General features: G+C 62.0%; 11 protein-coding genes. 5 read left to right on the forward strand and 6 right to left on the reverse strand.

The features are described 5' to 3' along the window. Positions 1–9: 9 nt before the first annotated feature. The 4 genes from repA to J3P73_RS28005 all read left to right on the forward strand — a co-directional run bounded on the left by repA (position 10) and on the right by J3P73_RS28005 (position 4,881). Positions 10–1,206: a plasmid partitioning protein RepA gene (gene repA, locus J3P73_RS27990; RefSeq protein WP_024321713.1), complete on the forward strand. Its 1,197-nt coding sequence runs from the start codon at positions 10–12 to the stop codon at positions 1,204–1,206. Continuing rightward, positions 1,203–2,198, forward strand: a complete 996-nt coding sequence (gene repB, locus J3P73_RS27995; RefSeq protein WP_018071585.1) for a plasmid partitioning protein RepB — start codon at positions 1,203–1,205, stop codon at positions 2,196–2,198. The genes repA and repB overlap by 4 nt, the downstream gene beginning before the upstream one ends. A 154-nt stretch (positions 2,199–2,352) precedes the next feature. Further along, positions 2,353–3,567, forward strand: coding sequence for a plasmid replication protein RepC (repC, locus tag J3P73_RS28000; protein WP_130737072.1), 1,215 nt, complete (start codon positions 2,353–2,355; stop codon positions 3,565–3,567). A 180-nt stretch (positions 3,568–3,747) separates the two neighbouring features. Beyond that, positions 3,748–4,881 carry an RHE_PE00001 family protein gene (locus J3P73_RS28005; RefSeq protein WP_018071583.1) on the forward strand — a complete coding sequence of 378 codons (1,134 nt, stop codon included), beginning with the start codon at positions 3,748–3,750 and terminating at the stop codon, positions 4,879–4,881. Between the two features lie 222 nt (positions 4,882–5,103). Here J3P73_RS28005 and J3P73_RS28010 read toward each other — a convergent pair whose 3' ends face one another. The 3 genes from J3P73_RS28010 to J3P73_RS28020 are packed head-to-tail and all read right to left on the reverse strand — an operon-like array spanning position 5,104 to position 7,128. Continuing rightward, a complete protein-coding gene (locus J3P73_RS28010) occupies positions 5,104–5,814 on the reverse strand; it encodes a Bax inhibitor-1/YccA family protein (protein ID WP_018071582.1) in 711 nt (236 codons plus the stop codon). A gap of 20 nt (positions 5,815–5,834) precedes the next feature. After that, entirely contained in the window at positions 5,835–6,602 is a 768-nt protein-coding gene (locus J3P73_RS28015) for an anti-sigma factor family protein (protein ID WP_027690071.1), read from the reverse strand. Next, complete coding sequence (locus J3P73_RS28020; protein ID WP_130764142.1) at positions 6,589–7,128, reverse strand: sigma-70 family RNA polymerase sigma factor; 540 nt, start codon at positions 7,126–7,128, stop codon at positions 6,589–6,591. The genes J3P73_RS28015 and J3P73_RS28020 overlap by 14 nt, the downstream gene beginning before the upstream one ends. 184 nt (positions 7,129–7,312) lie before the next feature. Between J3P73_RS28020 and J3P73_RS28025 the strand changes: the two genes are divergently transcribed. Beyond that, positions 7,313–7,621: a hypothetical protein gene (locus J3P73_RS28025; protein WP_130764141.1), complete on the forward strand. Its 309-nt coding sequence runs from the start codon at positions 7,313–7,315 to the stop codon at positions 7,619–7,621. 19 nt (positions 7,622–7,640) lie between these two features. On the opposite strand, the gene cueR is transcribed toward J3P73_RS28025, so the two are convergent. The 3 genes from cueR to treY all read right to left on the reverse strand — a co-directional run bounded on the left by cueR (position 7,641) and on the right by treY (position 13,280). After that, entirely contained in the window at positions 7,641–8,030 is a 390-nt protein-coding gene (gene cueR / locus J3P73_RS28030; RefSeq protein WP_018494455.1) for a Cu(I)-responsive transcriptional regulator, read from the reverse strand. 9 nt (positions 8,031–8,039) lie between these two features. Next, entirely contained in the window at positions 8,040–10,565 is a 2,526-nt protein-coding gene (locus J3P73_RS28035; RefSeq protein ID WP_207580061.1) for a heavy metal translocating P-type ATPase, read from the reverse strand. Positions 10,566–10,670: 105 nt separating this feature from the next. Continuing rightward, a complete protein-coding gene (gene treY / locus J3P73_RS28040; RefSeq protein ID WP_185828676.1) occupies positions 10,671–13,280 on the reverse strand; it encodes a malto-oligosyltrehalose synthase in 2,610 nt (869 codons plus the stop codon). Between the last annotated feature and the right edge of the window lie 55 nt (positions 13,281–13,335).

Raw genomic sequence — 13,335 nt, forward strand, 5'->3', positions numbered from 1 at the left:
TTGGGTGTTTTGGACAACATTAGCGTATCGACGACAGATGTACGGATCGAGCGGCATGCGAACCAGCTTTCGCGGCAACTGAAGCTCCTCCGCGACAAGCTGTTTCCGCCGCTCTCGCAAAAGACGCTACGAACATTCTCCTCCGGCGAGGCGGCCCAGATGATCGGCGTCTCGGACGGCTATCTTCGCCAGCTTTCGCTGGATGGCAAGGGACCGCAGCCGGATCTCGCCCAGAATGGCCGGCGTTCCTATACGCTCGGCCAGATCAATGAATTGCGCCAGTATATGGCCAAGCTCAAGCCGAAGGATGCGCTTTCCTATCAGCCGTGGCGTCGCCCTGGCGAAAAGCTGCAGACGGTTGCCGTCACCAATTTCAAGGGTGGCTCGGCCAAAACCACGACGACGCTCTATCTGGCGCAGTATCTGGCGCTGGCGGGTTACCGGGTGCTTGCCATCGATCTCGATCCGCAGGCTTCGCTCTCCTCCATGCTGGGCGTCCAGCCCGAATTCGATCTTTCCGAAGGCGATACGCTCTATGGCGCAATTCGCTATGATGAGGGCCGCAAGCCGCTGAAGGAGATCGTCCGCAAGACCTATTTCGACGGGCTGGATCTGGTGCCGGGCAATCTCGAACTGATGGAGTTCGAGCATGAGACGCCACGGGCACTGAACGACCGGCAGCGGCCCGCCGAGCTGTTCTTCCGTCGCGTTGGCGTTGCCATTGCCGAGGTCGAGGCCGACTACGACATCGTGGTGATCGACTGCCCGCCGCAGCTCGGTTACCTCACGCTTGGCGCCGTTTGTGCCGCCACATCGCTGCTCATCACCATCCATCCGCAGATGGTCGATGTCGCCTCCATGTCGCAGTTCCTGCTGATGACGTCGGATCTGCTTTCCGTCGTGCGCAAGGCCGGCGGCGACCTGCAGCACGATTTCATCAAATATGTCGTCACGCGTCACGAACCTTTCGATGCGCCGCAGTCGCAGATCGTCGCGCTGTTGCGCAGCCTCTTCAGTGACGACGTGTTGACGGCGACCATTCTCAAGTCGACGGCGATCGCCGATGTCGGCCTGACCAAGCAGACGCTCTACGAGATCGAGAAGGGGCAGGTGCGCCGCTCGACCTATGACCGGGCGCTGGAATCGGTCAATGCCGCCAACAGCGAGGTTCTCGCCGGTATTCACAAAGCCTGGGGTCGAGCATGAGCAGACGCGATCGCCTGAAAGGTCTTTTCGACGATACGGCGCAGGAGTTGGCCGCGGCCAACTACGAGGAACCATCTTCGCGCGGATCGGCCGGGCCGGTTCGCACGATGGCGCTGACCCTTGGCCGCATGGAGGAAGAGAGCAGGGCGATGCAGGAGGCTTTGCTCTCCGGTGAACGCATCGTCGAGCTCGATCCTGATCTGATCGATTCCTCCTTCGTCCGCGACCGCCTTGTCGACCAGCCGCTCGATATTGAGGACGAGTTGGTGCAGTCGATTGCCGAGAACGGCCAGGAAGTGCCGATCCTCGTTCGCCGCCATCCCAATGATGAGGATCGCTACCAGATCGCCTACGGCCATCGCCGTCTGCAGGCCGTCAAGCTGCTCGGTCTCAAGGTGCAGGCGATCGTCCGTAAGCTCGACGATACCGATGTCGTCATCGCGCAGGGCATCGAGAATTCGGCGCGTCGGAACCTTTCCTACATCGAGCGCGCGGTCTTTGCCCTCAATCTCGAGCTCAAGGGTTTTGAGCGCCCGGTGATCATGAAAGCGCTGTCGACGGACAAGACGGAGCTATCGAAGCTGATATCCGTTGCAAAAGCTATTCCCGCCGAGATCGTCAGGTCGGTCGGCGCCGCACCCGGCATCGGGCGACGCCGGTGGATGGCGCTAGCCCAGGATTGGAATGGGATGACGGCCGCCCGGCTTGCGAAGCTCATTGCCTCGGGAGGTTTCATGGCGGAAGAGAGCGACCGCCGTTTCGAGCTTTTGGTTGCCGAGCTCGCCAAGAAAGAGGCGAAGCCCGAAACCACGGAATTTGACTGGAAGCCGAAGAGCGGCGGCAAGATTGCCGGCCGAATCAAGAGCGCCGGCAATTCCTTCACGATCGCGTTGAAGACCGGCGATGCGCCGGATTTCGGCGCTTACATTTCACGCCGTCTCGATGAGCTTTATGAAGCCTATCGAGCCGGCAAGTTGCAAGCAGGAGAATAGGCCGCAAAAGAAAAAAGCCTCCGAACGTTGCCGCCGCGGAAGCCTTTCTCATATCTGGACAATCTGAGAATCGCACTTCCTCGAATCACTGTCAAGCGTCTTCGGCATCCTTTTGGGTGGTAGGTTTCTTTTGCCTTGAAAAAAGGTGAGGGACATGGAGCCTCAATATGTATCGACGCCCTTTGGGCGGCGATCGATGACGCTTGGCATGCTGGCAAGCCAGGAAAGCGCCAGCAAGGTCGATCCGGACGCATCGGTCGACAAGTGGAAGATCTTTCGTGCGCTGTGCGAAGCAAAGGACATGATCGGCGTATCCGACCGTGCCCTGGCAGTTCTCAACGCGCTGTTGACCTTCTACCCGAAGAACGAGATTGCCGAGGCCAACGGTTTCGTCGTCTTCCCATCGAATGAGCAGCTGTCGCTGCGCACGCATGGCATGGCCGGCACGACGCTGCGGCGAAACCTGGCGATGCTGGTGGAAGCCGGCCTGATCATCCGGCGGGATAGCCCGAACGGGAAACGTTTTGCCCGCCGCAATGGCGAGGGCGGGCTTGGTGAGGCCTTTGGCTTCAGCCTGGCGCCGCTCCTGGTGCGCGCTCGCGAGATCGAGGCGCAAGCGGCTCAGGCAATGGCCGCCAAACTCGAATGGAAGCGCCTGAGAGAGCGCCTGACACTTTGCCGGCGTGACATCACCAAGCTCATCGAGATCGCGCTGGAGGAGAAAATTGCCGGCGAATGGATCGAGATGCAGAAGCATTTCAATCTGCTTTCCGCAAGCCTGCCGCGCCGCCCGTCGACCGCCGAGATGGAAAGCCTGCTGGCGGATCTCGAAGCTTTCCGGGAATTGATCGTCAAGACGCTGCAATCGAAGTCGAAAACAGAAAAAACGGACGCCAATGATAACCAAAACGGTCGGCACATACATAATTCAAACCCACACCCAATATCTGAACTTGAACCAAGCTTCGAAACGAAGCAGGGCGCAAAGCCGGAGGAAGAACGGCAGCCGTGGCGGGAGCCGCCGAAATCCTTCCCCCTTGCCATGGTTCTGCAGTCCTGCCCGGAGATTGTCGCTTATGGCCCGGGCGGCGGCATTGGCAGCTGGCGGGATCTGATGGCCGCGGCCGTCATCGTCCGTTCCACGCTTGGCGTCAGCCCGAGCGCCTATCAGCTGGCCTGCGATGTCATGGGGCCGGAAAATGCCGCCACGGTGATCGCCTGCATTCTGGAAAGGGGCGGACATATCAACTCTGCCGGCGGCTACCTGCGTGACCTGACGCGGCGGGCCGAGCGTGGCGAATTCTCGCTCGGACCGATGCTGATGGCGCTGATGCGGGCAAATGGTCCGACGACGAGGAAAACCGGATGAACGGCTATGAAAAAGCTTCGCGCCAGCTGCGACGGTTAGAAGCATATGCGGCCGGGCGATCAGGCGTCTTGACGGCTTCCTTTCCCGCAGTTTTGTTGAAAAACACTGTTAACCATGTCATACATGGCGGAAGGAAACATTCGTTTTGCTTCCATTTGTGAAAAACTGTAAAGCTTAACAATGCGCTACGATATTGACGGTGCGATGCTTCAAACCTTACTTCCAGCCATTGCCGCGGCGGAGGATGCGGTGGCGCGGCTGGACGAACGTGTGTTGCGCTCGCCGGTCGGCGAGGGATTTGCCGAACGCAGCCATTTCTTCGACGCCGCCGGCGCGCTCTGGGTGGCCGGCGAACTCGTGCATGTCGAGGACCTCGTTTTGCATGATGCGCATATGGATAGCCGCGCTCCCACCCACGAACTGACGATCGCCCATTCCGTGCTGCGGGCACGTCGGCGCATCTGGACCGGCGAACCCTCCTGGGCACTCGGTGTCGCGGGTCTTGCGACGCTGACTGCGACCGGCGGGGAAGGGGAGGGGAAAGTGCCGGACGCGAAGAGCCTGGCAGTTCCGGTCGAGACCGACGAGGAGGGCGAGCATGAAGACGGGCCGCTCGTTGCGGAGATGGCCGAGATCGATGCGCTTCTTGCCCGCTCGCAGAAGCTGCTCGATATCCACACAGGGAAAACGCCGGCAAGCGAGACGACCGCCATTGTCCCGGCAAGGCGCAACGAAGATCCCCTCGGCTTGCTCGGTGACGACGAGTGGGACGAGGAACAGCGGCTTGCGGAGTGGCGGAGCGTCCAGCCGTTGGCCGACAGCTTGCCGCCGGTTCTCGGCGCCGTCATCCTCTTCGAAGCCTGGGAAAGGATCGAGCCATTGCGGCGTCAGCACTGGCTCGGCGGACTTCTGGTCGCAAGCCATCTACGCGCCCGCGGCAAGGTCGCCTCGCATCTCTTTTCTTTTTACGGCGGGCTGAAGCTGGTGCGCCATGAGCGCCGTCGGGCGCGCGATCGCGCCACGCGGCTGCAAGCCTTTCTGGAGGCGGTGCATCTGGGTGCTGTGGCCGGCCTCAAGGAAATCGATCGTTTGTCCTTGGCACGCACGCAGATGGAGCTGCGCTTTCGCGGCCGCCGTTCAAACAGCAGCCTGCCGGAACTTGCCGATTTCATTCTGTCGCGGCCAATGGTCTCGGCGGCGATGATCGCCCGTCATCTGCGCATCACACCGCGCGGAGCGCTGAACCTCGTCAATGAGATCGGCATTCGTGAAATCACCGGCCGAGGCCGCTATCGCGCCTGGGGCATCATCTAATGCATGTTGCCCAAAAGTGTGCAGCGGTTTTGGGACAACGACAGGCATAAAACAAAGGCTTAAAGCGCGTCGCATGATTCCGATTTGACGCGATGCGCTTTAAAAACGAAAACGGCCGGGCGTTGACCCGGCCGTCTCGTTTAGTTGAATACCCGATCTGCAATCCTGTCACAGATTGCAGACCGGGCGCTCTGCGCTTCCTTTGCCCCCAGAAGCGCGGTGCTATTCCCGCTCGCCCGTGAAGTTGAGCAGAAGCTGGAAGATGTTGACGAAGTTCAGGTAGAGCGAGAGCGCACCGAAGACGGCAAGCTTCTGGTTCGATTCCTGATCAAAGTTTTCCGAATACTGTTCCTTGATGTTCTGCGTGTCGTAAGCGGTCAGACCGACGAAGACGACGATGCCGATCACTGAGATCGCAAACTGCAGCGCGCTCGAGCCCAGGAAGATATTGACGACCGAGGCGATGATGACGCCGAAGAGGCCCATCATCAGGAACGAGCCCATGCGCGAGAGATCACGCTTCGTCGCATAGCCGTAGAGGCTGGTGGCGCCGAACATCGTCGCGGTGATGAAGAAGGTCCGCGCGATGCTCATCCCGGTGAAGACCAGGAAGACGGAAGCGAGCGACAGGCCCATCACGGCGCAGAAGGCCCAGAAGGTGATCTGAGCGGTGCTGGCCGACATCGTCTGGATCTTGAACGAGAAGAAGAAGACGAAGGCGAGCGGGGCAAGCATCACCACCCACTTCAGCGGCGAGCCGAAGATCGGGACGTAGAGTGCTGGAGTCGAGCCGACGACAAAGGCGACGAGGCCCGTTATGACGAGGCCGAGAGCCATATAGTTGTAGACGCGCAGCATATGCTGGCGCAGGCCTTCGTCGAAGAGGGCCTGGGGGCCGGCGACGGCGCCGTAGCGGGGATTGATCGGGTTCATGCTGATCTCCTCGGTTTGAATTAATAGAGCGAGCGGGCGAGCCGTTCGGCCGCCTGGTCGAGATTGAGACCGCTATCCTCTGCGATCAGCGCATAAGCGACCTCGCCGATCTGCCAATAGGCGGCTTCTGCTTTTTCCAGCGTGAGATGACTGACCGGCTTGACCTCGAAGGCGCCCGGACGGACGGCAAAAAGCGACAGTTGCTTTCCATCTGCTTGTTCGATCGCCATCTCGACGCTGGGGCCGAACTCGGACGGGAAGATCTGCACGTCGGCGACCTTCCAATCCCTGGGCAGTTCGGGCATCACGATCGCGGTGGCGGCGCGAATATCGTCGGCGCTATAGGTGGCCGGCGTTTGCGGAGGCATCGATTGGCGCAGAGCCGCCGTCTGATAGGCGCGGACGGCATCCTCGACATAGGCGGGTGCCGGAACGGATGCCGCCACCTCAGTCGCCGAAAAGGCGCCGAAGGAATTGTGCGCCACCCAACCTGCGGCGATCAGAATGCCGACGGCGGCAACGCGCTGCATGGAATGGAAGATGCGGCCATAGGAAAGGCCGCGTTCCAACCGGCGGGCGGCATCGCGGGTCTCGGGGCGGCCAAAGGCACTTTCGCCGGCCAGTGCCAGACGCAGTTCGCCCCTCACGCTGAGGTCGGCCATGACCTTGGCGGCAATCGCCGGATTCTCGGAAAGATAGGATTCCACCTGGATGCGACGGGCGACATCGAGCTCGCCATCCACATAGGCGTTAAGATCGGCATCGAGGATCGGATCAATTGCCTTCATTGCCGTTCCCTCCGATGATTCTCAGATGCGAAACCCGCGGCGTCTTCTCCTCGAATTCGCGCAGTTGCGCGCGCGCGCGGGAAATGCGCGACATCAGCGTCCCCACAGGAATGCCGAGCGCCTGGGCGGCTTCCTGGTAGGAAAGGTCTTCGATTGCGACGAGATGCAGCGCCTCGCGCTGTTCCTCCGGCAGGGCGAAGAAGGCGTCACGCACCTGCTGCAGGCGCACGGCATGTTCCTGGCCGGCCGGCAGCGATTGCTCGGATTCGACAGCCGCTTCATCGTGGCGGCGCGTCAGCGACCGGTTGCGGCGAAGACGATCGATATGGGCATTGTGCAGGATGGAGAGCAGCCAGGTGCGCAGGTTGCCGCCGTTGCGAAAGCTCTTTCGCTTCTCGAAGGCGCGCACCAACGCATCGTGCACCAGATCCTCCGCCTCGTCCGAATTACGCACCAGCGAGCGAGCGTAGCGCCTCAGCGCTGCAAGCTGTCCGATGACGTCGAAGGGGCGTTCTTTGCGTTCCATGATTGAGTATACGCGCGTGCGGCGGGTTTTATTCCCGACGGAACTAAAAAAAGTCAGGGCGGGAAGCCCGTCGCTGGATAGACGTCAAATCCTTCCCCGGCGGAGGAAAGCCTCAAATCCGCGATTGTTTATGACAATTACATGACAGATCATGACGCCGCTGATTTGGAGGGGAATAGAAAGAATGAAAGAAAAGAAGCGGGTCTACGAAGCGCTCGTAGACGGCGCCATGGAAGGGCTGACGGATGACGCGCTCTTTGATTTTGTCAGGGCGCGCTGTCCGAAGGCCACCAGCAAGAAGATCGTCCGGGCCTCGCTTCTCGCCCTGGGCGATCCTCATCTGAAGGACCGCAATATTCTCGACGTGATCTATGCGCTGGCGATCAAGCATCGGCTGGATGATGCCGTGCTCGACGACGGCGAAGACGAGGAGCCCGACGAGCGGGCTCAACCCTCGCAGGCAGCCAACCAGAACATGCCGCAGCTTTCCTGATGCAGGTCGCCTGAAGTGGTCAGCCGCCGTCCGAAAGCTCTTCGAGGATCGGACAGTCCGGCCTGTCGTTGCCGTGGCAGGCATGCACCAGGTGCTCCAGCGTCCGGCGCAGTTCCGTCAGTTCGCGGATCTTTCGGTCGATCTCGGCAAGCTTGGTCTGAGCGATATCCTTGACATCGATGCTCGCCCGGTCCTTGTCCTCATAGAGCGCCAGCAATTGCCGGCATTCCTCGACGGAAAAGCCGAGACCGCGCGAACGCTGCAGGAAGCGCAGCTTGTGGACGTCGGTTGCGGCATAGTCGCGATAGCCGTTTCCGCCCCTTTCGGGGCGGATGAGGCCGATATCCTCGTAGTAGCGGATGGTCTTCGAAGGCAGGCCGGTTCGTTCCGATGCTTCGCCGATATTCATCGCCATCTCCTATAGTTTTGCAAACCGCAGTCTCAGCGCATTTGATATCACCGAGACGGACGAGAGGCTCATCGCCGCCGCCGCGATCATCGGCGAAAGCAGCAGCCCGAAGATCGGGTAGAGTAGGCCGGCCGCGATCGGCACGCCGAGCGCATTGTAGCCGAAGGCGAAACCGAGATTCTGCCGGATATTTTGCATCGTCGCCTCCGCCAACCGTCGTGCCCTGACGATGCCGTTCAGGTCGCCCTTCACCAATGTGATGCCGGCGCTTTCCATGGCGACGTCGGCGCCGGTACCCATGGCGATGCCGACATCGGCGGCGGCGAGCGCCGGCGCGTCGTTGACGCCATCGCCGGCCATGGCAATGATCGCGCCCTTGGCCCGCAAATCGTCGATCAGCGCCTTCTTGCCTTCCGGGAGCACATCGGCGCGAACCTCGTCAATGCCGAGACTTTTTGCCACCGCCCGCGCCGTGTGCTCGTTGTCGCCGGTCGCCATGATGATCTTCAGACCGCTCTCGTGCAGTGCCTTGATGGCGGCTGCCGTTGTCGGCTTGATGCGGTCGGCAACGGCGACGAGACCGGCAAGTGCGCCGTCGAACACCACGAACATCACCGTCTTGCCGTCGCCGCGCAGGGCTTCGGTCTTCTCGGCAAGGACCGCTGGATCGATGCCGAGATCGGTAAGCATCGCCGCATTGCCGAGCGCCACCGTCGTGCCGCCGGCACGGCCCTGAACGCCCTTGCCGGTCTTTGCCTCGAAACCGGTGACCTCGACGAAGGGGACACCGCGCTCCTCGGCGCCGGAAACGATCGCTTCGGCCAGCGGATGTTCGGAGCCGCGCTCCAGGCTTGCCGCCAGCGACAGCAGCCGATTTTCCCCGACCCCGCCGAAGCTGACGATGTCGGTAAGCTTCGGCTTTCCCTCCGTCAGCGTACCGGTCTTGTCGACGATCAGCGTGTCGACTTTGGAAAAGCGCTCCAGGGCTTCGGCGTCCTTGATCAGCACACCTTCCTGCGCCCCGCGCCCCGTCGCGATCATGATCGACATCGGCGTCGCAAGGCCGAGCGCACAAGGGCAGGCGATGATCAGAACGGCAACGGCGGCAAGCAGACCATTCGCCATGCGCGGCTCCGGACCGATCGCGGCCCAGACGAGGAAGGCGAGGATGGCGGCGGCGACCACCGCCGGCACGAAGATGGCCGACACCCGGTCGACCGCGCCCTGGATCGGCGCCCGCGAGCGTTGCGCCTTGGCGACCATGTCGACGATACGCGACAGCACCGTGTCTGCGCCGACCTTCTCTGCGGTCATGACGAAGGTGCCGTTCTTGTTGATCGTGCCGCCGGTGAGCGGGTCGCCCTTCGACTTCTCCAGCGGCAGGGGCTCACCTGATATCATCGATTCATCGACCGTCGACTGGCCTTCGAGCACGGAGCCGTCCACCGGCACCCGCTCGCCGGGGCGAACGCGCAGCCGGTCACCAGGCTGGATATCGTCCACCGGCACGTCGCTCTCGCGATCACCGGCATCAATGCGCCTTGCCGTCTTCGGCGCAAGGTCGAGCAAGGCGCGGATTGCCGAGCCGGTGCGTTCGCGCGCTTTCAATTCCAGCACCTGACCGACGAAGACGAGCGCAACGATGACGGCCGCCGCCTCGAAATAGACAGGCACGGCCGCGCCATGGCCATGGAAGCTCATCGGGAAGATGCCTGGTAAAAGCGTGGCGACGACGCTGTAGACATAGGCGGTGCCGACGCCGAGACCGATCAGCGTCCACATATTCGGGCTGCGGTTGACGACAGACGCCCATGCGCGGCGGAAGAACGGCAGGGCCGCCCAGAGCACCACCGGCGTTGCCAGCAGCAGTTCGATGTAGGTCGCCTGCGGCTCGCCGATCGCTTCCCGGAGCGGCAGGCCGAGCATCGGCCCCATGCTGAGCGCCAGCAACGGTATGGCGAGAATGGCGCTGACCCAGAGCCGCCTGACGAAATCGACGAGTTCCGGGTTCGGGCCTTCGTCATCAGGCGGAATGCCCATCGGCTCCAGCGCCATGCCGCATTTCGGGCAGTCGCCCGGACGATCGCTGACGACCTCAGGGTGCATCGGGCAGGTATAGAGCGTGCCCTTTGGCGCCGGCTTTGCCGGCGGGCGGCTGCCGTCGCGATAGGCTGAGGGGTCGGCTTCGAACTTCGCTTGGCAAACGGCCGAGCAGAAGTAGAATTTTTCGCCCTCGTATTTCAGAAAGTGTTTCGCCGTCGAGCGATCGACGGTCATGCCGCAGACGGGGTCCTTCGCACTCAGGTAATCCTCAGGTGCCGCCGTAAACTTCGTCCGGCAGCCCTCGGAGCAGAAATGATAAATGCAGCCGTCATGATCGAGCGAGGGCTTGCCGGCCTGTGGATCGACAGTCATACCGCAGACAGGATCACGGATCATGGCGCTGACAGCCTTCTCCTGTTCATGGCCGCAATGGCAATGATCGTCGCCGTCGGGGTGGCCGTGATGGTGATCGTGTTCGTGCTTGATATCCATGACTATCTCCTGGTCCCGGGGGCCGTTGGATAGGCTTATCCACCTTCCAGCGACTGGAAGGTCAAGCATTATTTTCATGGATACGATCTTTGCGTCGGCTGATTTTCAGATCGGGGTGATCAGCCCGACCGGCTGGCTCCCGAGCAGGGTGGCGACCGAAATGCTGCCCCCGGGCTCCACCGTCTTTCCGGTCAGCAGATCGGCCTTCAGACCGTGGAGCGGGGAGGGGACGGCAATTGCCGTATCCTCCCAGAATTCCGGGCCGGCAAAGAGCACGCCGGGGTCAAGCCAGCCGAACATCAGCCGGGGCGCCGCGATGATTGCGAAGTCATCCTTATGCACCCGGGCAAAAGCAAGCACATGGTCGCGTCGGGCGCCCGTCACCTTCAGCGGCAGATAGTCGCCTCTGGCAAAGAGTTCCGCCTGCCGCTGACGCAGCTGCAGGCCGATCCCGACGAGGCGCTGCTTCAGCGCCGCCGCCTGCAGCTTGGCGATCGGCCCGGCTTCATCGAGCCAGGCCGTCAGCCGCTCATGATCGACCGGCCGGCGGTTGTCGGGATCGACGAGGCTGAAATCGAAACCCTCCGCACCTTGGTAGATATCGGGAATGCCGGGGGCCGTCAGCTTGAGCAGCGTCTGCGACAGGCTGTTGAGGTAACCCGCCGCGATGAAAGGCTGCAGCACCCTTTCGAAATCCTCGAGAAAGACGTCATTGTCAGGCGAGACCAGCGCCGCGGCATAGGTGGTGACCGCTTCCTCGTAGGCGGCATCCTGCTCTGTCCAATCGCTGCGCAGTTTCGCCTCTCGCACCGCCTTGAGCGCGTAATCGGTGAAGCGTTCGCGCAGTTCTTCCGTCTGTCCTCTGTCGAAATCCTCCGGCCAGATCCCGGCCAGCGCCTGATAGAGCATCCATTCGACATTTGGTTCCGGCGCGGCACCCTCCGGCAGATCCTTCACCCACGGCCGGTTCATCTCGCGCCAACGCTCGACCGCCTGTGCAAAAACATCCGCGCCCTCGCTCAGCGCATAAAGCCTTGCCCGCGCATCCTCGCCGCGTTTGGTGTCGTGGGTGGCGCTTGCCGAAAGCCCATGCGGCTGCAGCCGCGCCCGCTCGGCCATGCGGCGGTGGAATTCCTCCGGGCCGCCAGGCGCCTTGCCCGGTTCGCCGCCGACTTCGTTTGCGGCAAGCAGCCTGTTATAGCGATAAAACAGCGTATCCTCTGTCGCTTTCGCCATCACCGGCCCGCTCAATTGCTGGAAGCGGATACGGAACTCGTGGGCCGCGTCACCTTCGACCTTGCCTTCGAGAAGCTTCAGCACATGGTCGCAGGCACGCCGATCGTCGAGCCGCGCCATGGCTTGCGATGCCGTGACGGCAAGCACTGCTGAATCCTGCCAGGAAAGCAGGCCGCCGTCGCCATAGGTGCGGTAGACGGGAAAGGTGATCAGCAGTTCACCGAGGGCGGTGGCGATCTCGTCTCTTTTTAGCTCGGGAAAGATGCCTGCCGCGATCGACACCAGCCTGTCGGTCTCGCCGGCGAAATTGCGTTCGACCATCAGTCGCTTGGCAATTCGCCGGCCCTCCTCGAGATCACCCGTGTCGGCGGCGATGCTGCGATAGGCATCGTCCAATATGCGCAGGCCGCCGCCGTCGATGAACAGCTCGCTCAGGGCGGCGATGAATTCATATCCCGTGGTGCCGGCGATCGGCCAGCTCTCCGGCAGGACCTCACCGGCTCCCAGGATCTTTTCGACGACGATATAGGTGTCCGGTCCGGCCGCCTCCCGCAGCCTGTCGAGATAGGCCTTGGGTTCGGCGAGCCCGTCGACATGGTCGATGCGCAGGCCCTGGACCTTGCCATGGCGCACCAGCTCGATCACCAGCCGATGCATGTCCTCGAACACGGCGGGATCTTCGACGCGTGTGCCGACCAGTCCGGTCACCTCGAAAAAACGGCGATAGCTCAGATGTCGTGCCGCCGCCTTCCAGTGCGTCAGCCGCCAATGCTGTGCCTCATGCAGGCTTCTCATGAAATCGCGATCTGCCGAGACGTCATCGAGTTTTTGCTCAAGGACTGCCCGATCGCCGCCTTCGAAGAGGATGTCTCGCATCGCACGGTTGAAGTTGTCGCCGGAGGTCACGGCCGCCGCCTCCGCCATCCTCATTGCCACCGGATCGTCGAGCCGGTTGGCAATCGCTCCGTGACTCCCGGGTTTCAGCGGCAGCAGCGTCTCGAAATAACGGAACACGAAGTTGCCAAGCGTTTCGTCGAGTGCGATGCGCAGCTCGCCGTCGGCCAGCGCGCGATCGAAATCCTGGCCGAGCTGCGGCAGGGTCAGCGGCTCGCTCCAGTCGATGTCGAAGTGGCGGAAATAGGCGCTCTGCCGGCCGAATGTCAGCACGTCACGCCACCAGCCGTTTTCCGGCGAGGCTGCCATGTGGTTCGGCACGATGTCGAGGATCAGCCCCATGCCCGCCGAGGCAAGACTTTCCGTCAGCCGGTCGAATCCGGCCCGGCCGCCGAGCACCGGGTCGATTTCGTTGGCGTCGGTGACGTCATAGCCGTGGGTCGAGCCGCTGACGGCGGTGAAGATCGGCGAGGCATAGAGGTGGCTGATGCCGAGTGTCTTGAGATAGGGGACGAGCCCGCGGGCGCGATCAAAGGTCATGCCGTTGCGGAATTGTATCCGGTAGGTCGCTGTCGGAAGTGTCATGGGGCCTTCTGACGTTGGAAGGAGATTGTCCCCAACGGTTGCAGCGCGGCTTTTG

The organism is Rhizobium ruizarguesonis, from assembly GCF_017357285.1.
Classification (GTDB): domain Bacteria; phylum Pseudomonadota; class Alphaproteobacteria; order Rhizobiales; family Rhizobiaceae; genus Rhizobium; species Rhizobium ruizarguesonis.

Bases quoted from the DNA above. Each gene is read 5' to 3' on its own strand.
- repB (WP_018071585.1), top strand. From the start codon at position 1,203: ATGAGCAGACGCGATCGCCTGAAAGGTCTTTTCGACGATACGGCGCAG.
- repC (WP_130737072.1), top strand. From the start codon at position 2,353: ATGGAGCCTCAATATGTATCGACGCCCTTTGGGCGGCGATCGATGACG.
- J3P73_RS28005 (WP_018071583.1), top strand. From the start codon at position 3,748: ATGCGCTACGATATTGACGGTGCGATGCTTCAAACCTTACTTCCAGCC.
- J3P73_RS28010 (WP_018071582.1), bottom strand. From the start codon at position 5,814: ATGAACCCGATCAATCCCCGCTACGGCGCCGTCGCCGGCCCCCAGGCC.
- J3P73_RS28015 (WP_027690071.1), bottom strand. From the start codon at position 6,602: ATGAAGGCAATTGATCCGATCCTCGATGCCGATCTTAACGCCTATGTG.
- J3P73_RS28020 (WP_130764142.1), bottom strand. From the start codon at position 7,128: ATGGAACGCAAAGAACGCCCCTTCGACGTCATCGGACAGCTTGCAGCG.
- J3P73_RS28025 (WP_130764141.1), top strand. From the start codon at position 7,313: ATGAAAGAAAAGAAGCGGGTCTACGAAGCGCTCGTAGACGGCGCCATG.
- cueR (WP_018494455.1), bottom strand. From the start codon at position 8,030: ATGAATATCGGCGAAGCATCGGAACGAACCGGCCTGCCTTCGAAGACC.
- J3P73_RS28035 (WP_207580061.1), bottom strand. From the start codon at position 10,565: ATGGATATCAAGCACGAACACGATCACCATCACGGCCACCCCGACGGC.
- treY (WP_185828676.1), bottom strand. From the start codon at position 13,280: ATGACACTTCCGACAGCGACCTACCGGATACAATTCCGCAACGGCATG.